Origin of the sequence: Streptomyces sp. NPDC088766 (assembly GCF_044750845.1) — a bacterium.
Lineage (GTDB): Bacteria > Actinomycetota > Actinomycetes > Streptomycetales > Streptomycetaceae > Streptomyces.
In genome coordinates, this window is sequence record NZ_JBIVKQ010000008.1 from 91,365 (window position 1) to 111,073 (window position 19,709).

The 19,709-nt window shown below is 74.1% G+C and carries 17 protein-coding genes and 1 pseudogene; 7 read left to right on the forward strand and 11 right to left on the reverse strand.

The annotated features are described in order from the left end of the window. Window positions 1-2 precede the first annotated feature (2 nt). Window positions 3-563 (forward strand): hypothetical protein, encoded by a 561-nt coding sequence (locus ACIP5W_RS13575; RefSeq protein ID WP_401471955.1) that lies wholly within the window; start codon window positions 3-5, stop codon window positions 561-563. A gap of 127 nt (window positions 564-690) precedes the next feature. Here ACIP5W_RS13575 and ACIP5W_RS13580 read toward each other — a convergent pair. The 4 genes and pseudogenes from ACIP5W_RS13580 to ppk2 form a co-directional block, all read right to left on the reverse strand. Further along, window positions 691-1,131: pseudogene (locus ACIP5W_RS13580) on the reverse strand (oleate hydratase); the annotation flags it as partial. 211 nt (window positions 1,132-1,342) lie between these two features. Beyond that, on the reverse strand, window positions 1,343-2,557 hold the full coding sequence (locus ACIP5W_RS13585; protein WP_401471439.1) for a globin domain-containing protein: 1,215 nt from the start codon (window positions 2,555-2,557) through the stop codon (window positions 1,343-1,345). Between the two features lie 245 nt (window positions 2,558-2,802). Next, a complete protein-coding gene (locus ACIP5W_RS13590) occupies window positions 2,803-4,515 on the reverse strand; it encodes a SulP family inorganic anion transporter (protein ID WP_401471442.1) in 1,713 nt (570 codons plus the stop codon). A gap of 292 nt (window positions 4,516-4,807) precedes the next feature. Next, complete coding sequence (gene ppk2 / locus ACIP5W_RS13595) at window positions 4,808-5,611, reverse strand: polyphosphate kinase 2 (protein ID WP_401471445.1); 804 nt, start codon at window positions 5,609-5,611, stop codon at window positions 4,808-4,810. 219 nt (window positions 5,612-5,830) lie between these two features. On the opposite strand from ppk2, the gene ACIP5W_RS13600 reads away from it, so the two are divergent. From ACIP5W_RS13600 to ACIP5W_RS13615, 4 genes are all read left to right on the forward strand, one after another. Next, window positions 5,831-6,271, forward strand: coding sequence for a pyridoxamine 5'-phosphate oxidase family protein (locus tag ACIP5W_RS13600; RefSeq protein WP_401471448.1), 441 nt, complete (start codon window positions 5,831-5,833; stop codon window positions 6,269-6,271). Between the two features lie 161 nt (window positions 6,272-6,432). Next, the gene (locus ACIP5W_RS13605) at window positions 6,433-7,056 is read left to right on the forward strand and encodes a hypothetical protein (RefSeq protein ID WP_401471451.1); all 624 of its coding nucleotides are present in this window, start codon (window positions 6,433-6,435) and stop codon (window positions 7,054-7,056) included. A gap of 266 nt (window positions 7,057-7,322) precedes the next feature. Then, on the forward strand, window positions 7,323-8,015 hold the full coding sequence (locus tag ACIP5W_RS13610) for a response regulator (protein WP_401471454.1): 693 nt from the start codon (window positions 7,323-7,325) through the stop codon (window positions 8,013-8,015). Between the two features lie 431 nt (window positions 8,016-8,446). After that, window positions 8,447-9,439, forward strand: a complete 993-nt coding sequence (locus tag ACIP5W_RS13615; RefSeq protein WP_401471457.1) for an Acg family FMN-binding oxidoreductase — start codon at window positions 8,447-8,449, stop codon at window positions 9,437-9,439. Between the two features lie 156 nt (window positions 9,440-9,595). On the opposite strand, the gene ACIP5W_RS13620 is transcribed toward ACIP5W_RS13615, so the two are convergent. The 6 genes from ACIP5W_RS13620 to ACIP5W_RS13645 all read right to left on the reverse strand — a co-directional run bounded on the left by ACIP5W_RS13620 (window position 9,596) and on the right by ACIP5W_RS13645 (window position 17,459). Then, the gene (locus tag ACIP5W_RS13620) at window positions 9,596-9,904 is read right to left on the reverse strand and encodes a hypothetical protein (RefSeq protein WP_401471460.1); all 309 of its coding nucleotides are present in this window, start codon (window positions 9,902-9,904) and stop codon (window positions 9,596-9,598) included. Between the two features lie 99 nt (window positions 9,905-10,003). Then, window positions 10,004-10,648: a vitamin K epoxide reductase family protein gene (locus ACIP5W_RS13625; RefSeq protein WP_401471463.1), complete on the reverse strand. Its 645-nt coding sequence runs from the start codon at window positions 10,646-10,648 to the stop codon at window positions 10,004-10,006. Then, on the reverse strand, window positions 10,645-11,418 hold the full coding sequence (gene narI, locus ACIP5W_RS13630) for a respiratory nitrate reductase subunit gamma (protein ID WP_401471466.1): 774 nt from the start codon (window positions 11,416-11,418) through the stop codon (window positions 10,645-10,647). Before narI ends, ACIP5W_RS13625 begins: the two co-directional genes overlap by 4 nt. Further along, window positions 11,415-12,206, reverse strand: coding sequence for a nitrate reductase molybdenum cofactor assembly chaperone (gene narJ, locus ACIP5W_RS13635; protein ID WP_401471469.1), 792 nt, complete (start codon window positions 12,204-12,206; stop codon window positions 11,415-11,417). Before narJ ends, narI begins: the two co-directional genes overlap by 4 nt. After that, window positions 12,203-13,759: a nitrate reductase subunit beta gene (gene narH, locus ACIP5W_RS13640; RefSeq protein ID WP_401471472.1), complete on the reverse strand. Its 1,557-nt coding sequence runs from the start codon at window positions 13,757-13,759 to the stop codon at window positions 12,203-12,205. Before narH ends, narJ begins: the two co-directional genes overlap by 4 nt. Before the next feature lies 1 nt (window position 13,760). Beyond that, window positions 13,761-17,459: a nitrate reductase subunit alpha gene (locus ACIP5W_RS13645; RefSeq protein WP_401471475.1), complete on the reverse strand. Its 3,699-nt coding sequence runs from the start codon at window positions 17,457-17,459 to the stop codon at window positions 13,761-13,763. Window positions 17,460-17,821: 362 nt separating this feature from the next. Here ACIP5W_RS13645 and ACIP5W_RS13650 point away from each other — a divergent pair, with 362 nt between their 5' ends. Beyond that, window positions 17,822-17,995: a hypothetical protein gene (locus ACIP5W_RS13650; protein ID WP_401471478.1), complete on the forward strand. Its 174-nt coding sequence runs from the start codon at window positions 17,822-17,824 to the stop codon at window positions 17,993-17,995. A gap of 149 nt (window positions 17,996-18,144) precedes the next feature. Next, window positions 18,145-19,113 carry an Acg family FMN-binding oxidoreductase gene (locus tag ACIP5W_RS13655; RefSeq protein WP_401471481.1) on the forward strand — a complete coding sequence of 323 codons (969 nt, stop codon included), beginning with the start codon at window positions 18,145-18,147 and terminating at the stop codon, window positions 19,111-19,113. Window positions 19,114-19,254: 141 nt separating this feature from the next. Here the strand turns inward: ACIP5W_RS13655 and ACIP5W_RS13660 are convergent, their stop codons facing one another. Next, window positions 19,255-19,677, reverse strand: a complete 423-nt coding sequence (locus ACIP5W_RS13660) for a pyridoxamine 5'-phosphate oxidase family protein (protein ID WP_401471484.1) — start codon at window positions 19,675-19,677, stop codon at window positions 19,255-19,257. Window positions 19,678-19,709: the final 32 nt, after the last annotated feature.

A 19,709-nucleotide genomic window follows, 5' to 3' on the forward strand; every position in this document is an offset into this window, starting at 1 on the left:
CCGTGGCACAGCCTGTCCTGGCCCTGGGCACCGCCCTGGTGACCGCTGCCGGCTGCGTCTGGTACCTGCCCGCCCTCGCGGAGGTGCGGGCGGGAGCCGACCGGCCCGACTCACGCCGCGGCGCGGCGGCGGCCTGCCTGAGCGGATGGACCACGGTCGCGGGCCTTGCCGTACTGCTGCTGGTCGCCGACACGTGGTGGCCGCCCGCGGCCGCGGCCGGATCGGGCGCGGCCGTCACGGCCGGTCTCCGGATCCGCACGGCCGCACGGCGCCGGCGTGAGGCGCGGGAGACCCTGCGCGACTGGGCGCTGCTGGGCCAGGGCCCGCCCCGGCCCGCCCGCCACCACTGCGCCACCCTCTTCGTCACCGTCCTGGGCGTCGGCCTGGCCGCCGCGTCGGGCTCGGCGGTCCTCGTGACGGCCGGCGGCGCCGGCCCGACCTGGGCGGTGGTCGCCGCCCCCACCGGGCTGACGTGCCTGTTCCTGGCCGTCGCGATCGGCTGGGCGGGTCCGGCCCGCCGCGGCGCGCGGGACCTCCCGGGACAGCGGCGGCGAGACCGGTGACGAACGGCCCGGACGGTGTCACCGCGATCGCGGTGACACCGTCCGGGCCTCGTGCCGTGGCCGAGCGCGCGGCGACCGGCCGCGCCCCGGCCTCACCGGCGGTGCATGGTCTCCAGCGCGGCGGCCGGCACGTGCGGATCGTGTTGCCGTCGAAGTGCCCCTCGGGCGCGGCCGGACAGCGCACCAGGTCCAGGCGGTCGCGTTCGGAGAACCCCGTCGAGCGGGTGTCGACGATCTTCCCGTCCCCGTCGACGAGCCGCGCGACGTCGTCCCAGGCGGACTCCTCGTGCCCGGAGAGGATCTCCTGCGTGACCGACACCGAGGGGTCGTCGAGGGAGGGAATGCCGGACAGCAGGTCGTACGTGCAGCGGTACTCGGCCTCGAACATCCGCCCGCCGCGCATGGTGCAGCCGGCCGCGGGCGTGCCGCCCGCGTCCAGGCTGCCGCCGATGTCGCGCTTCTCCTCGAAGAGGTGGATGTCCGAACCGTCGAACCCGCCCTCGCGGATCAGGAACGTGGCCGCGGCGAGCGCCGCCATCCCGCTGCCCACCAGATACGCCTTGGCCATCACGCAACTCCTCGTTCCGGTGACCTGGTCGGGGACCCACGGCCACAGCCTCTCCCGCGCCGGCCGGCGCCGTCAGGGGGCCGTTGGCCACCGGTGCGGTCCGAACGGCCCGGACACCGCCGTCGGGCGGGCACGCGAAAGGCCCGGCCGGTGAACCGTCACCGACCGGGCCCGCACCCGCCGCGGCCCCGGGCCCCGGCGCGTCCCGCTGTCAGGCCGCCGTGCCGGGCAGCCACAGGTCGGGACCGAAGACCTCGTAGCGGATGCTCCGTGCCGGAACCCCGGCGCGCAGCAGCTGTGCGCGGGCCTCGCGCATGAACGGCAGCGGGCCGCACAGGAACACCGCGGAGTCGGCGGGCACGTCGACGCCGTCGAGGTTCATCAGGCCTTCGCGGGCGTCGGGTTCCTGCGCACCGGGACGCTCGTACCAGAACACGGCGCGCGCGTTCGGCAGCCGCTCGACGAGCCCGCAGGTCTCGGCGCGCAGGGCGTGGTCGGCGGGGGAGCGGTCGGCGTGCAGGACGAGCACCGGGCGGGTCGAACCCAGCGCTTCGAGGTGGGCCAGGATGCCGGTCATGGGGGTGCCGCCGATGCCCGCGGAGACCAGCGCGACCGGGGCGCCGGCGTCGGCCGGGTCGTCGAGGAAGACATCGCCGAAGGGCGCGGAGAGAGCCAGTTCGTCGCCTTCGCGGACCTGCTCGTGGAGCAGGCCGGAGACCTCGCCGTCCGGCGTCCCGGCCGCCCCGGCGACCCGCTTGACGGTGATCCGCCGCAGGTCGCCGCCCGGGTCGCCGGACAGGCTGTACTGGCGCAGCTGGTGCACGCCGTCGGCCATCCGGACCCGGACGCTCACGTACTGGCCCGCCCGCGCGCGCGGCGCCGGCCGGCCGTCGGCGGGCCGGAGCAGGAAGGACACCACGTCCGGGGTCTCGGTCCGGCGTTCGACGACCGTCCACTGCCGCCACACCTTGCCGGGCTCCACGCCCGCGTCCTGGTACAGGCGGGCCTCCCGGCCGATCAGGGCGCCGGCCATCAGCCAGTACACCTCGTCCCAGGCGGCCGCCACCTCCGCGGTGACGGCGTCGCCGAGAACCTCGGCTATCGCGCCGAAGAGGTACTTGTGCACGATGGTGTACTGGTCGTCGGTGACACCGACGGCGGCGTGCTTGTGGGCGATGCGGTCCAGCAGGGTGTCCGGGCGGGTGTCCGGGTCGTCGAGGAGCGCGCCGGCGAACCCGGCGATCGAACCGGCGAGGGCGCGGCGCTGTGCTCCGCTGGCCTGGTTGCCGCGGTTGAACATCCCGTCGAGCAGTTCGGGCCGGTCGCGGAACATCGCGCCGTAGAAGCGAGTGGTGATCTCGTCGAGCGCGCCGGCCACGGCGGGCAGGGTCGCACGGATCACGGCGGCGGATTCTGCGGACAGCATGGAGCCTCCCGGGCAGGGGGACGAGGGGGAAGTGCGCCGCGTCGCGTCGGGCGGCACCTTCTGTGTAGCAGGCACCCGGCCGTGTTTCGGCGCTGTTTCGCGCCACCGGGCGAAGCAGGGCCGAACGGCCCACCGGTTCGGGCCCGTCAGCCCCCGCGGGCCGCTCCGGCACGGGGCCGACCGGCACCGGGACGGTCCCCGCCCGGCCCTGTCCGGTGCGCCCGGCCGGGGTGCCCGCCGACGGCCTACCGGTCGCGGCACCACGTCCGGTACGCGGCCACGGCCGTCGGCAGGGTGGGGAAGACGCGGTCGCGGCCCACGGTCCCGGTCAGACCGTACGCCGTCAGGTCGTCCAGCAGGTCCTGCTTGACGCGGGCCAGGGCGAAGACGATGCCGCGGTGGGTGAGTTCGCGGCGCAGGGCGTCCAGGGCGTCCAGAGCGGTGATGTCGACCTCCACGTTGGCCTCGGCGTTGAGGACGAACCAGCGGACCGGCTCCGGCTGCTCGTCGACGGCGGCCAGGGCACGGTGGCGGAAGTCCTCGGCGTTGGCGAAGAAGAGGGGGGAGTCGTAGCGGTAGACCAGCAGACCGGGGATCGTGCGGGCCTGCGGGTAGTCGTCGACGTCGTGCATGCCCGCGACACCGGGAACCAGCCCCTGGACGGCGTCGTGCGGGCGGGCCACCCGGGAGAGCAGCTCGGCCACGGACAGGCCGACGGCGACCAGCACGCCGTACAGGATGTCCAGGGCGAGGACCCCGGTCAGGCAGCCGAGCGCCAGCAGGAGTTCGCGGCGCCGGAAGGACGCCAGGCGCCGGAACCCCGCCAGGTCGATCATGCGCACGGCCGCGTAGACGACGAGCGCTCCGAGGACCACGGTGGGGGTCCGGGACAGCAGCGGGCTCAGGAACAGCAGCACGGAGAGGACACCCGCCCCGGCGACCAGCGAGTACGCCTGGCTGCTCGCGCCGGCCGAGGCGGCGAGCGCGGTGCGGCTGGCGCTGCTGCTGACCGGAAAGCCCTGGAGTGCGCCGGCGCCCAGGTTGGCGGTCCCGAGGGCGAGGAACTCCTGGTTGGCGTCGAGCCCGGCGCCCTCGTCGTCGCGCCGGGCGTAGGCCCGCGCGGTGAGGATGAAGTCGGTGTAGCCGACCAGGAGGACCCCGACGGCGGGAAGCACCAGCTGGGGCAGGTCCGACAGGTTCGGCAGGGCCGCGACGGGCAGGCCCGAGGGGACGTCGCCGATCACCTCGATGCCGAACCGGTCGTCCAGGCCGAAGAGGGAGACCGCCGCCGTTCCGGCCACCACGACGAGCAGGGGGCCGGGGACGGCGCGGAAGAGACGGGCCACGGTGAAGAGGACCACGAGCGCCACGACGGCAGCCAGCACCGTGGGCAGGTGCGCGTCCTCCACGTGCGTGACGAACGACCACAGCTGGGGGAAGAAGGCGGAACCCGTCGTGCGGACACCGGTCAGCCCGGTCAGCTGGTCCACGATCATGATCAGGGCCACGCCGCCCAGATATCCGATCAGCACCGGCCGGGACAGCAGGTCCGCGACGAAGCCGAGCCGCGCCGCCCACGCCAGCACGCACAGCAGGCCGACCGCCACCGCCAGGGCGGCGGCCAGCGCCGCGTACCGGACCGGATCGCCCGCGGCGAGCGGCCCCACCACGGTCGCCGTCATCAGCGCGGTCGTCGATTCCGGGCCGACCGACAGCAGGCGGGACGAGCCGAACACGGCGTACAGGGCGAGCGCGGGCAGGATCGCCCACAGTCCGGCGACCGGCGGCAGGCCGGCCACACCGGCGTACGCCATCACCTGGGGCACGAGATACGCGGCCACGGTCACCCCGGCCAGCACGTCGCCCTTCAGCCACGCGCGCCGGTAGCCGCGCACCGCACCTGGTCCGGGCAGCAGACGGCGCCACCCGTGGCCCTGGCGGACGGAACTCTCGGACATGATCCTCCTCGGGCCGAAGGATCTCACGGACGCCGGCGCCCCCGGCAGGACGCATACGGCGGTGCGACGCGGTGACGCCCGCGGCCCCGGGGCTCTCCGGCCCCCGACCGGGGACCTGCGCTCTGTGCACCGCCCCCGCTCCCGGCGCCACCCTGGGCCCGAACCCCGGTCCCCGCGGTGCACGAGGGGTGGACACCATGAGCGCTTCGCCCTCCGGCTCGGCCGGGTCGCCCGGGCGGCGCTGCGCCGCTCCGCCTGCCCGGTGGCGGTCGTACCGCACCGGTGACACGGCCTAGAGGTTCGCCGCGTGGTCGGGGACGTAGGTCCGCAGATCGCGCGGCGAGCGCTCGTAGCCGGTCGACGACGGCCTGGACGGCAGCTCGAGCACCGGCGGCGGCACCTCGTGGTACGGCACGGAGTCCAGGAGATGGGCGATCATGTTCAGCCGCGCCCGGCGCTTGTCGTCGCTCTCCACCACGAACCACGGCGCCTCGACGATGTCGGTGTGCACCATCATCTCGTCCTTGGCCCGGGAGTACGCCTCCCAGTGGGTGATCGACTCCAGATCCATGGGGGACAGCTTCCAGCGGCGCAGAGGATCCTCCAACCGCCGCCGGAAACGCTCCTGCTGCTCGGTGTCGCTCACCGAGAACCAGTACTTGCGCAGCAGGATGCCGTCCTCGGCCAGCATCCGCTCGAAGATCGGGCACTGCCGCAGGAACAGCTGGTGCTCCTCCTTGGTGCAGAAGCCCATCACGTGCTCGACGCCGGCCCGGTTGTACCAGGAACGGTCGAACAGGACGATCTCCCCGGCTGCCGGCAGATGCTCCACGTACCGCTGGAAGTACCACTGGGTCCGCTCGCGCTCGGTCGGCTTCGGCAGCGCCGCGATGCGCGCCACACGGGGGTTGAGGTGCTCGGCGACCCGCTTGATGGTGCCGCCCTTGCCCGCCGCGTCCCGGCCCTCGAACACCACGACCAGCCGGGCGCCCTCGGTGCGCACCCACTCCTGGAGCTTCGCCAACTCCGTCTGCAGACGCAGCAGCTCCCGCTCGTACGCCGCGCGGGGCACCTTCGCCGCCCTCTTGTCGGTCATGCCGTCTCCCTCGCCCGATGTCCTGCGTCGATGCCCCCAACGTAATCGTCGGCTCCCCGGTTCGAGGAGCGGGACACCGTACCGACCGGCCGTGCGACGACGGGGCGTTCTCCGGCCCGGCCGGGACCCATGGCCCTCGTCCCCGGGGACCCGTCCGGCTCAGAGTGGAAGGACGTGATGACGTGATGTCGCTGTTCCAGGCGAAGGACGGGCTGCCCCATGTACTCCGACGACGGCTTCCGCGAACTCGAGCGGCACGACTGCCTGCGGCTGATGGCCCGGGCGCCCGTCGGCCGCGTCGTCTACACCCGACGGGCCCTGCCCGCCGTGCTGCCGGTCGGCTTCGTCCTGGACCGCGACGGCGCCGTCCTGCTGAGCACCTGTGCGGCCTCGGAACTGGCCCGCGCCGTCGACGGCGCGGTGGTGGCCTTCGAGACCGACGAGGTCGACGTCACCCGGCACTGCGGCTGGAGCGTCGTCGTCACCGGGCGGGCCACGGTGGTGACCGACCCGGCCGAGCTCGGCCGCCCGGCCCGCACCCGCCCGGACTCCTGGGTGCCCGCACCGCAGGAGGTCCTCGTCCGCATCGAACCCGAGCTGGTCACCGGGCGGGAGCTGGGCGCCGGCCGCTCCCCGTACGGGCTGCACCTCATCGCCTGAACGCCGGTACCCGATCCCGAACAGCCCCGCACACAGGGGCCGTTCGGCCCGTGGTCCGGGGTCCTGCAGCCCCTCTCGGGGGAGTTGACGACGCGGGACATTGAAGGTGCAACGAGAGTCCACCGCAACCCGCGCCTCCCCCCTCGAAAGGGATGAGCATCATGGCACTCCACGACCACCCGCACCGTCACCTGGGATTCCGCTTCCCCTCCCCGGGCCGGACCTCGACGGCTCCCGCCTCCGCCGGCGAGGCGACCGCCGCGGCCACCGCGACGCGGGCGTACGTGTTCGCCGGGCTTCGCCTGCTGACCGGGTTCGTCTTCCTGTGGGCCTTCCTCGACAAGACCTTCGGCCTCGGCTACGCCACCGGCTCCGGCAGGGGATGGATCGACGGCGGCTCGCCCACGAAGGGATTCCTCGGCTCCGTCGCCGTGGGCCCGATGGAGTCCACCTTCCACGACTGGGCCGGCGCGGCCTGGGCGGACTGGCTGTTCATGCTCGGCCTGCTGGGCATCGGCCTCGCCCTGATCGCGGGCATCGGCCTGCGGCTCGCCGCGGTCGCCGGAACCGTGATGATGGCGCTCATGTGGGTCGCGGAGTGGCCGCCGGCCAAGCACCTCTCCGACGGGTCGGCGAGCATGTCGACCAACCCGTTCGCCGACTACCACCTCGTCTACGCCGTCGTCCTCATCGCCCTCGCGGCCGTGGGCGCCGGAACCACCTGGGGCCTGGGCAGGGCCTGGGCGCGGCTTCCCTTCGTCGGCCGCAACCGCTGGCTCCTGTGAGGACCGGCGTGATCGCACGGACCGCAAGCACCTCCGCCCGCCGGCGGCGGTGCTTGCGGTCGTCCGCGCCCCCGGCCGGGTCGGGCGCGGCCCGGAACGGGACGATCGGGTGGCCGCGCGGAGAACGGGCCACCGGGGCGAGTAGGGCCGGTCGGCCCTGGCCCTTCGGCCCGGTATCGAGCAGGATCTACTGGGACAATGGCCGGCAGTACCCGTTCGGGCGAGACCCGGCCGGAATTCGGACGACGCGGAACAAGGAGTATCTGATGGCGGACGGCGAGCAGCCCGGACCCGGCAACCCGATCCGGGTCTTCCTGCTGGACGATCACGAGGTGGTCCGGCGCGGGGTGCACGACCTGCTCGACGACGAGCCGGACATCACCGTGGTCGGCGAGGCCGCCACCGCCGAGCAGGCCCTGGTGCGCGTGCCCGCACTGCGCCCCCAGGTCGCCGTGCTCGACGTGCGCCTCCCGGACGGCGACGGTGTGTCCGTGTGCCGGGAGCTGCGCTCCCAGATGCCGGAACTGACCTGCCTGATGCTCACCTCGTTCGACGACGAGGAGGCACTGCTGGACTCGATCATGGCGGGCGCCTCCGGCTACGTGCTGAAGCAGATCCAGGGCTCCGACCTGGTGTCGGCGGTGCGCACGGTGGCCGCCGGCCAGTCCCTGCTCGACCCCAGCGCCACCGCCAAGCTGATGGCCCGCCTGCGCCAGGGCCAGGAGCCGGAGCCCGAGCCCGACGCCCTGCCGGGACTGACGGAGCGGGAGCGGGAGATCCTCGCCCTCATCGGTGAGGGGCTGACCAACCGCCAGATCGGCCAGCGGCTGTACCTGGCGGAGAAGACGGTGAAGAACCACATCTCCCGGCTGCTGGCCAAGCTCGGGGTGGAGCGCCGCATCCAGGCCGCCGTGATCGCCACCCAGGCCCAGGACCGGCTCAGGAACCAGGGCCGCTGACGCCGCCGGGCGAGCCGCGGGGCCGCAGGCATCCCTGCCCGCCCCGCCACGTCCCCCGCCCCTGCCCGCCCCGCCACGTCCCCCGCCCCTGCTCGCCCCGCCACGTCCCCCGCCCCTGCTCGCCCCGCCACGTTCCCCGCCCCTGCTCGCCCCGTCCGGGCCCGCGCCACGAGCGCGCCGGGCGGCGTCGGTGTGTGCGCCGTCCCTGATCCGGCACCTCCCCCCGGCGGCGGCGGCCGCGCGCGGACGGGAGGGCCGACCGGCCCCGGCTCGGGGACCATGGGGACGTTGCGGGTCCCGCCCTCCGCGTGGTGTGTGGAGGGCAGGAACGCAGAAACATCGACGGTGCGCCGGAACGCACACGGTCCCGCCGGCCGGGGTACCCGGCACCGGGGACCGGTGTCACCCCGGCGCCGCGCGAGGAGGATGCCATGGCCGAGCGACCGCTCGACGCGGACACGGTGAGCGCGCTGGTGGCCGATGCCGCCACAGCGCCGTCCATGCACAACGCGCAGCCCTGGCGGTTCCGCTGTCTGAGCGGCGAGCGCCTCCTGCTGCTGCGGGCCGACCCCGAGCGGGCCATGCCCCGTTCCGATCCCGACAACCGGGCGCTGTACATCGGCTGCGGGGCCGCCCTGTTCAACCTGCGGGTCGCCGCGGCCCACGCCGGCCTCGAGCCGCGGACGACGCTGCTGCCCGAGCCGGACGACCCGCTGCTGCTCGCCGCCGTCCGGCTGGCCGACGCGGCCGGGGCCACGGGCGGCGAGGAGCTGGCGCGGCTGCACCCGGCGATCCGGCAGCGGCACACCAGCCGCCATCCCTTCGCCGAGAAGGACATCCCCGAGGAGGTGCGGGCCGCGTTGCGCGGCGCAGCCGCGCGGGAGGGGGCCGCGCTGGACTTCCCCGGCCCGTGGCACGCCGAGACCGTGCTCGACCTGGTGCGCGACGCCGAGAGCCGCGACGTCGTCGACCCGCACGTCAACGAGGACCTGGTCCGCTGGACGCGGCTCGGAGCCGAGGCGGACACCGCCGTCGACGGTGTCCCCGAGTACGCGTTCGGGCCGCGCAGGCGGGACGGCAGGGCTCCGGTACGGGACTTCGCGGGCCGCCGGCAGGTGGCCGACCGCGGCACCACCGACTTCGAGCGCACCCCGCTGCTCGCCCTGCTGAGCACCCCGGGGGACGGTCCCGCCGACTGGCTGCGGGGCGGCCAGGCCATGGAACGCGTCCTGCTGGAGGCCACGCTGGCGGACCTGGCCACCTCCCTGAGCTCCCACTCCCTGGAGGACCGCACCCTGCGCCTGCTGACGCGCGACCCGGGATCGGGCACCGGCAGCGTGCAGATGGTGCTGCGCCTCGGCTACGGCCCGCGGGGCCCGGCCACCCCCCGCCGCCCGGTCCGGGACGTGCTGGAGTTCGCGTGAGCGGGACCGGCTGATCAGGACGCTCGCACGAGCGGGCGTCGGCGGTCCCACCGGTCGCACGAGCCGGCGTCGGCCGACCGCGGCGGTCGCGCCGGCGCGCGGGTCAGGCCGCGGAGGGCGCCCCGGTTCCGGACGGCTCCGGGGCGGGTGGCACGGTCAGCAGCATGACGCCGGGCTCGGTGGCGCGCACCGCGTGCGGCAGGCAGGCAGGCAGGCAGGCGGGCGGGCAGGCGGGCAGGCGGGCAGGCGGGCGGGCAGGTGGATCCAGCTTCCGGGACCCGCCCGGTTCCTCTCCTCGCCCTGGGCGAGGTCGAGCCTGCCCCGTTCGAACCGTTCGACCCGGACGACCACGGGCAGGGCGGAGGTGTGCTCGGTCAGTTCCTGGCCGGCGGCGGAGGCGAAGCCCACCACCCGGAGGCGGTCGTCGCGGTACAGGACGCGGCTGAGGGTGCCGGCCTCCGGCACGGGCGGTTCGGCGGCCGGTCGGCGATCACGGTGACGGTCGTGTGGGGCACCTTCTCGGATCCGGGACGGGGGAGGGGGCGAGGGCGTCGGCGGGGCCCGTCACGGCAGGCTGCTCCAGTACGGCCAGAAGCGGGTGAGGACGAGCAGCGCGATCACTCCGTACCAGGCGCCCAGGAGCATCCAGTGCGTGTCCCGCAGGACCGCCCACGCCCCCGGCGGGACGGGGACGATGCCACGCTCCAGGCAGTGCAGGGCGGTGTACCAGAACAGGGCGACGGTCGCGACCCACACGACGGCGCAGTAGGGGCAGAGCTTGTCGAGCGTGTACAGCGACTGGCCGATCAGCCAGTGGACGAGGACCACCCCCACCAGCGCCCCGGTGGTGAGCGCGAGCCACAGCCGGCGGTGCAGGCGTGCCCCCGAGAGCACGGCGACCCCCAGGGCGGCCACCGCGGCGAACGCGCCCAGCCCCAGCAGCATGTTCGGGAAGCCGAACAGACTGCCCTGGGGGCTGGACATGACACTTCCGCAGCTCACCACGGGACTGATGTTGCAGGGCGGCTGGTAGGACGGGTCGCGGAGCAGCCGCCGGTCGTCCACCGTGAGCTGGAAGGACGCCAGCCATCCGGCGGTCCCGGTGAGGACCGTCACCCATCCCGTGCGGCGGCTCGCCCCCACCGCGGACGGGCGCCGGACGGCCGGGTCCTCCGGGGCACCGGGGGCGAGCGCGCTTTCGTGACTCATGCGGCTCGCCCGGAACCCGCGGCCGGCCGGCCCGCCCCCGCGCCCGGAGCCGGTGCGGTTCGCCGCCGGTAGACCAGGTACGGGCGGGCGAGGTACCCGATCGGCGCGCTCCACACGTGGACGAGCCGGGTGAACGGCCAGGCCGCGAAGAGCAGGAAGGCGCTCAGGGCGTGCAGCCGGAACAGCAGCGGGGCCCCGGCGATCGCCTCCGGCTCCGGCTGGAGGACGAACAGGCCGCGGAACCAGACGGAGACGGTCGCGCGGTAGTCGTAGCCGGCGCCGAAGACGTTGTGCGCGGCCGTGGCCGTGATGCCCAGCAGGACGGTCGCGGACAGCAGCGGGAAGAGGACCTTGTCGCTGCGGTCGGTGCCCAGGCGGATCCGCCGGGTGAGGAGCCGGCGGGCGCACAGCATGCCCAGCCCGGTCACCATGGCGATGCCCGCCACCGAACCGGCCCAGACGGCCGTGGTGTGGTAGGCGTGCTCGGTGATGCCGACGGCCTCGGTCCACGCGTCGGGAACGGCGAGCCCCACCACGTGCCCGGCGATGACCATGAAGGCGCCGAGGTGGAACAGCGGGCTGCCCCAGCGCAGCCAGCGGTGTTCGAGGAGCTGGCTGGTGCGGGAGGTCCAGCCGAACTGGTCCTGGCGGTAGCGCCAGACGTGCCCGGCCACGAACACGGCGAGGCAGACGTAGGGCACGGCGACCCACAGCAGGAGGTCGGCACCGCTCACCGGGGCGGCGGCCGAGGGGGACAGCGCGGCGTTCATCGGGGGCCTTCCGTACGGCTGGTCGGGGCGGGCGGCACACGGGTCGGCGGAGCGGGCACCGGCGGCACGAAGGTGCCCGGAGGGGCGAACTCCCCGTCTCCGTAGGTGCCGTAGGGGTCGAGGCCGACGTCCTCGTTCGGCGGGCCCTCGGCGACGAGCCGGGCCACCGCCGCGCGGTCCGCCTCGGTGGGCGGCGGCAGCAGGGTGAGCAGCGCGGCCAGGACGTGCCGGTAGGGGGAGCCGGCGTCGGTGAGGGCCCGGTGGATCAGCTCCAGGCCGCGGCGGTGCTGGCGCAGCGGCGCCTCGCCGCCGCCGGGGCCGGCCAGGGCGGCGAACTCCAGCACGACCGGCAGGTGGTCGGGCAGCTCGCCGCCGTCGGTGTCCCAGCCGGCGGCCTTGTACCGCTGGTTCAGGGTGAGCAGGGCCATGCCCCGGCGGCGGGTGTCGCCGTGCAGGTAGTACGTGAGGTAGAGGCTGCTCCTGCGGCGCAGGTCGAACATCTCGACGTAGTGCCGCTCCAGGTCCTCCGGTTCCTGTCCGGCGAACCAGGAGGTGAAGCCGGCCAGGTGCCCGGCGGCGGGCGTGGCCGGCAGCGCCTCGGCGGTGGCCGTCAGCACCGGCCGGGCCGCGGTGAGTTCGGCGTCCGGGTACTGCAGCAGCAGGGAGCACATGCGCAGCACCAGGGTGCGCGCCTCGGCCTCTTCGGGGGTGAGCCGGGCCGGGCGGCGCACGGCCGCCCGGACACGGGTGCGGACCAGGGCGGGGATCGTCGAGGGCAGCGGACTCATGCGGTGTCTCCCGTGGGCTTGCGGCGCAGGGTGGGGATGCCGAGCATCACCCGTCGGCCACCGGCGTCGGCCGGTCCGCCGGACGGCTCGACCGGGCAGCGGTTCTCCATCGCGCTCAGCGCGGCCGCGTCCTCCTTGTGCGCGGCGGGCACGACGTAGCGGTCGGAGTACTTGGCGACGGCGAGCAGCCGGTGCATGTCCTCGGCCTCCCGGACGGTGAGACCGACGGCCTTCAGCACGGACGCGTCGCCCTCCTCGCCGAGGGAGCGCCCGCGCATGTACGAGCGCAGCGCGGTCAGCTTCATCAGCACCCCGGCGACGACGTCGGCGTCCCCGGCGGCGAACAGCTCCGCCAGGTACTCCAGGGGGATGCGCAGCCGGGTGACGGCGGCGAAGACGTGGTCCGGGTCGTCCTGGTTCCCGCCCGCCGCGTCCACGGCGTCCAGGACGGGGGAGAGCGGCGGGACGTACCAGACCATGGGCAGCGTGCGGTACTCCGGGTGCAGCGGGAGGGCCACCTTGTACCGCGTGACCAGGTCGTACACGGGAGAGCGGCGGGCGGCGTCCAGCCAGTCCTCCGGGATGCCGGACTCCCGTGCCGCGGCGGCCACTTCGGGGTCGTGCGGGTCGAGGAAGACGCCGCGCTGGGCGTCCAGCAGGTCCTTCTCGTCCGGGGTCGCCGCGGCCTCGCCCACCCGGTCGGCGTCGTACAGGAGCAGGCCGAGGTAGCGCAGCCGGCCGACGCAGGTCTCGGAGCAGACGGTGGGCTGGCCGGCCTCGATGCGCGGGAAGCAGAAGGTGCACTTCTCGGCCTTGCCGGTGGCGTGGTTGACGTACACCTTCTTGTAGGGGCACGCCGTCACGCACATCCGCCAGCCGCGGCAGCGGTCCTGGTCGACCAGGACGATGCCGTCCTCGACCCGCTTGTACATCGCGCCGGACGGACAGGCCGACACGCAGGCCGGGTTGAGGCAGTGCTCGCACAGCCGGGGCAGGTGGAAGAGGAAGGTCTGCTCGAACTCGAACCTGACCTTCTCGGCCCACTCCCCGGTGAGGTTGGGGTCGGCGCCGGCGTTCTCGGCCGCGCCGCCGAGGCCGTCCTCCCAGTTGGCGCCCCAGGTGATGGCGGTGGGCTTGCCGGTGAGGACCGAGCGGGGGCGGGCGACCGGCATGTCGGGCCCGGCCGGGGCGCTGATCAGGTTGTCGTAGTCGTAGGTGACCGGCTCGTAGTAGTCCTCGATGGACGGCAGGTCGGGGTTGGAGAACAGCGACAGCAGGCGCTTCAGCCGCCCGCCGGAGCGCAGGACGAGGCGGCCGCGCTTGTCGAGCATCCAGCCGCCCTTCCAGTGCTCCTGGTCCTCGTAGCGGCGCGGGTAGCCGACACCCGGCTTGGTCTCGACGTTGTTGAACCAGGCGTACTCGACTCCGGTGCGGTTGGTCCACGTCTGCTTGCAGGTGACCGAACAGGTGTGACACCCGATGCACTTGTCGAGGTTCATCACCATCGCGATCTGTGCCATCACTCGTCCGACGGGGGCTTCACCACGGGGCATGTCAGTACTCCACTTGCTGGCTGCGGCGGCGGATGACGGTGACCTCGTCGCGCTGGTTGCCGGTCGGTCCGTAGTAGTTGAAGGCGTAGGTGAACTGGGCGTAGCCGCCCGCGAGATGGGTGGGCTTGAGCAGGAGCCGGGTCAGGGAGTTGTGGATGCCGCCCCGCCTGCCGCTGACCTCGGTCTTCGGGACGTTCACGTTGCGGTCCTGGGCGTGGTACATGTACACGGTGCCGGCGGGCATGCGGTGGGTGACCACGGCGCGGGCGGCGACCACACCGTTGCGGTTGTACGCCTCGATCCACTCGTTGTCCTTGACGCCGATCCTCTCGGCGTCCTCCAGCGACATCCAGATGACCGGGCCGCCGCGGGACAGGTCGAGCATGTACTTGTTGTCCTGGTAGTTCGAGTGGATGGACCACTTCGAGTGCGGGGTCAGGTAGCGGACCGTGACCTCCGCCCGGCCGTCCTCGTGCAGGTGTTCGTCGCCGTAGTGCCGCGGGGTGTTCAACGGCGGCCGGTAGACCGGCAGTTGCTCGCCGAGCTCGGTCATCCAGTCGTGCTGGACGAAGAAGTGCTGGCGTCCGGTGAGCGTGTGCCAGGGCTTGAGGTGCTCGGTGTTGATGACGAACGGCGAGTAGCGGCGCCCGCCGGTCTCGCTGCCGGACCACTCGTAGGAGGTCATCACGGCACGCGGCTGGGTGCGGGTGTCGGCGAAGGTGATCCGTTCCGCCTCCCGCTCCGAGGCCAGCTCGACCAGCCCCTCGCTGCCGGTCTGCCGCTCCAGTTCGCGGAACCCCTCGGTGGCCAGCCGCCCGTTGGTGGTGCCGGACAGCGCGAGGATCGCCTCGCACATGTCGGAGGCGGTGGCCAGCGAGGGCCGCCCGGCGGCGACACCGTCGCGGACCGTCCCGCAGCGCCGCCGCAGCTCCTCGATCTCCCGGTCCGGGTGGACGGTGACGCCCTTGGTGGTGGTGCCCAGCGTGTCGAGGAGGGGGCCGACGGCACGCATCTTCTGCGCGGTGGCGGCGTAGTCCCGTTCGACGACGACCAGTTTGGGCATGGTCCGCCCGGGAACCGGCTCGCACTCGCCGGCCTTCCAGTCCCGTACGACCCCGCCCGGCTGGGCGAGTTCGTCCGGGGTGTCGTGCAGCAGCGGCACGGCGATGACGTCGGTGCGGGCGCCGAGGTGCGCGGCGGCCAGGTCGCTGAACCTGTCGGCGAGGGTCAGGAACGTGTCGTAGTCGGTGCGGGCCTGCCAGGGCGGGGAGATGGCCGGGGTGAAGGCGTGCACGAAGGGGTGCATGTCCGTGCTGGACAGGTCGTCCTTCTCGTACCAGGTGGCGGCCGGCAGGACGACGTCGGAGAGCAGGCCGGTGGACGTCATCCGGAAGTCCATGGTGACCAGCAGGTCGAGCTTGCCCTCGGGGGCCTCGTCGCGCCACACCACCTCCTCGGGACGGCCCTCGGGCGGGGTCTCCTCGGAGCGCACCGCCGCGTCGGTGCCCAGCAGGTGGCGCAGGAAGTACTCGTTGCCCTTGCCGGAGGAGCCGAGCAGGTTGGCCCGCCACACGGTCAGCACCCGCGGGAAGTTGGCCGGGTCGTCGGGGTCCTCGGCGGCGAACCGCAGCCGCCCGGACTTCAGTTCGCCGACGACGTGCTCGGCGACCGGCCGGCCCGCGGCGGCCGCCTCGTCGGTCAGGTCGAGCGGGTTGCGGTTGAAGCCGGGGTGACCGGGTGTCCAGCCCAGCCGCACGGCCTGCGCGAGGGTGTCCGCGAACCCCTTGCCCTTGAAGCGGCCCTCGCCCAGCGGTGAGGCCAGCTCGTCCGGCCCGAACGCCTCGTAGCGCCACTGGTCGGAGTTCAGGTACCAGTACGACGTGCCCGCCATGTGCCGGGTGGGGCGCTGCCAGTCTAAGGCGAACGCGAGATGCTGGAGGCCGGTGAGCGGGCGGACCTTCTCCTGGCCGACGTAGTGCGCCCAGCCGCCGCCGTTGACGCCCTGGCAGCCGGTCATCGTCGTCAGCGCGAGAAAGGCCCGGTAGATCGTGTCGGAGTGGAACCAGTGGTTGGTGCCGGCCCCGAGCGCGATCATGGAACGGCCGTTGGTGCGCTCGGCGTTGCGGGCGAACTCGCGGGCGATGCGCGCCGCCTGCTCGGCGGGGACGGAGGTGACCGTCTCCTGCCAGGCGGGCGTGTACGGCTCGGCCGCGTCGTCGTACGAGGTGGGCCAGGTGCCCGGCAGACCGGGGCGCGCGACGCCGTACTGCGCCAGCATCAGGTCGAAGACCGTGGTGACCAGGCGCCCGCCGATCCGCCGCACGGGCACCCCGCGGACCATGACCGAGCCGCCCTCGGTGCCGCCCTCGTCGAAGCGGGGCAGCGCCACGGCCGCGGTGTCCTCCGCGCTCCCGAACAGGCTCAGCTCGGGCACGGTGTCGCCCAGGTCGAGGTTCCAGCTGCCCTGCCCCGTCTCGCCCCAGCGGAAGCCGAGCGAGCCGTTGGGCACGACCGGTTCACCGGTGGCCGAGTCGAGGAGGACGGTCTTGGACTCGGCGTTCTCCATGTCGTGTCCGAGGTCGGCGGCGGTCAGGAACCCGTCCGGGACGAGCCCGCGGTCGTGCTCGCGCAGGGTCACCAGGAACGGGGCGTCGGTGAACTTGGTCAGGTAGTCCCGGAAGTAGGGCACTTCGCGGTCGACCAGGAACTCGCGCAGGATCACGTGGCCCATCGCCAGCGCCAGCGCCCCGTCCGTGCCCGGGTGCGGGGCGAGCCACTCGTCGGCGTGCTTGACGTTGTCGGCGTAGTCGGGGCTGACCGCGACGACCTTGGTGCCGTTGTAGCGGGTCTCGGTCAGGAAGTGCGCGTCCGGTGTGCGGGTGACGGGGATGTTGGAGCCCCACATGATCAGATAGCCGGCGTTCCACCAGTCCGCCGCCTCCGGTACGTCGGTCTGGTCGCCGAAGACCTGCGGCGAGGCGATCGGCAGGTCGGCGTACCAGTCGTAGAAGGACAGCAGGGTGCCGCCGATCAGCGAGTGGTACCGGGCGCCCGCCGCGAACGACGCCATCGACATCGCCGGGATGGGGGAGAAACCCGCGACCCGGTCGGGGCCGTACTCCTTCACGGTGTGCACCTGCGCGGCGGCGACCAGCTCGCTCACCTCGTCCCAGTCCGCGCGCACCAGACCGCCCTTGCCGCGGGCCCGCTTGTAGGCGCGGGCCTTCGCCGGGTCGGAGGTGATCTCGGCCCAGGCCGCCACGGGGTCGCCGAGGCGCCGTCTGGCCTCGCGCCACAGCTTGAGCAGGGCACCGCGGACATAGGGGTGGCGGACCCGGCTGGGCGAGTACGTGTACCAGGAGAAGGACGCGCCGCGCGGACAGCCGCGCGGCTCGTACTCGGGGCAGTCCGCACCGATCGAGGGATAGTCGGTGGCCTGGTGCTCCCAGGTGATGATCCCGTCCTTGACGTACACCATCCACGAGCAGGAACCGGTGCAGTTGACGCCGTGCGTGGAGCGCACCACCTTGTCGTGCGCCCAGCGGTCGCGGTAGAAGCCCTCCCAGGCCGGGTCCCCCTCGCCGAACACGGCGCGCCCGTCGGCGGACACCTCGCGGCGGGTGAGCAGTCTGCGCGCGGCCAGCGGCCAGCCCTCACCGGTGCGCGGCGCCTGACGCCGCGCGCTCTGATCGTTCTCCATGGCCGGAACGCTAGGGGCGTGCACGCCGGCGCACCTGGGGCCGGCGGTCCCTGCCGGACTACCTTCCGGCCCCATCCGGCCGACCGCGACAGGGCCGAACGGTCCTGCCGGCGGGGCCCGGTCGGCCCGGGAGCGGGTGGGGCCGGAGGTGCATGCCGGGCACTGATCGAACCGCGCAGGCCCGTCCGGACGACCGTGTTCCGCGCCTGCAGGGCGGCCGAATCCCCCGTCCCCGGCCGCCGCGGGCGCAGCGCGTACGGAGCGCGTACGGAGCGCGGCCCGGTTCGGCCGTGCGTCCGGCCGCCCCTCGCGGCCGGACGCAGCGGTGCCCTGAGCGACCCCGACAGCCGCGAAGGCGCCGAGTGTCCCGCACGACCGCGAACGGGCCGTACGGCCCGCAGGCCCCGTACGGCACGAAGGGCCGCCGCACGGCCGCGTACGACCTGTCCGCCCCGGCGGCGCCGCCCCTGGCGGTCGTCTCCCTCGTCGGCTCGCTCGGCGTCGTCCTGCTCGCCACGGCCCTGCCCGCCACCTGACCGGCGGCCACGGCGGGAGTGGGGAGCCACGGGCGCCGCCGGACGCCGGGGACGTACGGCCCCCGGAACGGGGCCGGTCAACCCTCCCGCGGGCCGGGCGCGGCGACGCAGGCTCGGGGGTACAGAGGAAAGCGTGTGAAGGAGCCGTGATGCAGACCAGGGAAGTCGACGCCGCAGCCGTTCAGGCCCTGCTGGCCGCGGCGGTGGCCGCGCCCTCGATCCACAACACGCAGCCCTGGCGGTTCGGCCTGGACCCGGAGAGCCGGTCGATCGAGGTCCGGGTGGACCGGCGGAGGCGACTGCCGATGGCCGACCCCGATCTGCGCGCCCTGCACCTGTCGGTGGGCGCTGCCGTCCTCAACCTCCGGGTGGCCGCCGCGCACCTGGGCTGGGACCCCCTCGTCCGGCTGCTGCCCGCGGTGCACGACCCCGACCTGCTGGCCACGGTGCAGCCGGCGGGGCACCGCGCGGACCCGCCGCCGCCCCTGCGCGACCTGTACGACGCGGTCGAGCGGCGCCACACGAGCCGGATGCCGTTCACCGGACGCCCGGTCCCGGAGCCGGTCGTGACCGAGATGACCGGCGCCGCCCGCGCCGAGGGCGCGCACCTGGAGGTGCCCGACATCCTGGGAACCCGTCGCCTGCTGCGCCTGACCCGGGCGGCGGAGATGCGCAACGCCCTCCACCGGGACCGGGTGGCCGAGGCGCGCGGCTGGGTCACCGCGCCGGGAACGGACGCCCCCTACGGCATCCCGGCCACGGCGCTGGGGCCGCTGGACGCCTCCGGGCGGATGCCGGTGCGGGACTTCACCGGGACGCCGCCCGCCCGCTGGCTGCCCGCCCTGCGGTTCGAGCGCCACGCCCAGGTGGCGCTGCTGTGGACGCCCCGGGACCGGCGGGAGGACTGGGTGCGGGCGGGCCAGGCACTGGAACGCGTGCTGCTCACGGCGACCCGGCACGGGCTGCGCACGTCGATGCTGCACCAGGCGATGGAATGGCCGGACCTGCGGGCCGCGATCGCCGGCCCGAGGCGGCGCTGCTGCCCGCAGCTGCTGATCCGCTTCGGATACGGCCCCGAGGGCGGCCGCACACCCCGCGCGGGCACGCCGCACCCCTGACCCGGCAGCGCCGGACGGGGCCGGCGGTCTCTCGGCCGGGGGCCTTCCGCACCGGGTGCGGGACGAGGGCCGGGCCGACGGTTCCGTACCGTCGGCCCGGCCCTCACACGCAGTGCGTCCGGGAGGCCGCCGGGCCGCCCGTCACAGGGCGGCGCGCGTTCCCCTGAGCTCGCGTCCGCTGATCATCTCGGAGTCGATCCGTACGAACACCCCGTCGCGCAGGGGCATCCAGGAGACGGGGCCCGACTGCGACAGCCGTTCGTGCTCGGCGGGGTCGGTCACCACGGTGGCCCGTCCCGTGACGACGACACTCCAGCCGGACCGGGTTACCGCGTCGAACTCGTCGGCCTCGAAGGCGATCACGACGCCGTCGATGGCGCGGACGAGGTCGGAGTCCGGCGAGGTGCACAGCAGCACGGAGTTGTCGGTGTCCAGGGAGAAGTTGATGGGGAGGACCGCGGGCAGTGCCTGCCGCGTGTAGACCACGCGGCCGACCGGGACCTTGGAGAGCAGGCGCAGGCACTCCTGCCGGTCGAGTGCGCGAAAGGCGTCGTTCTGGGACATCCGTCCATCGTCCCCGTGGCCGTGGTGCGGGG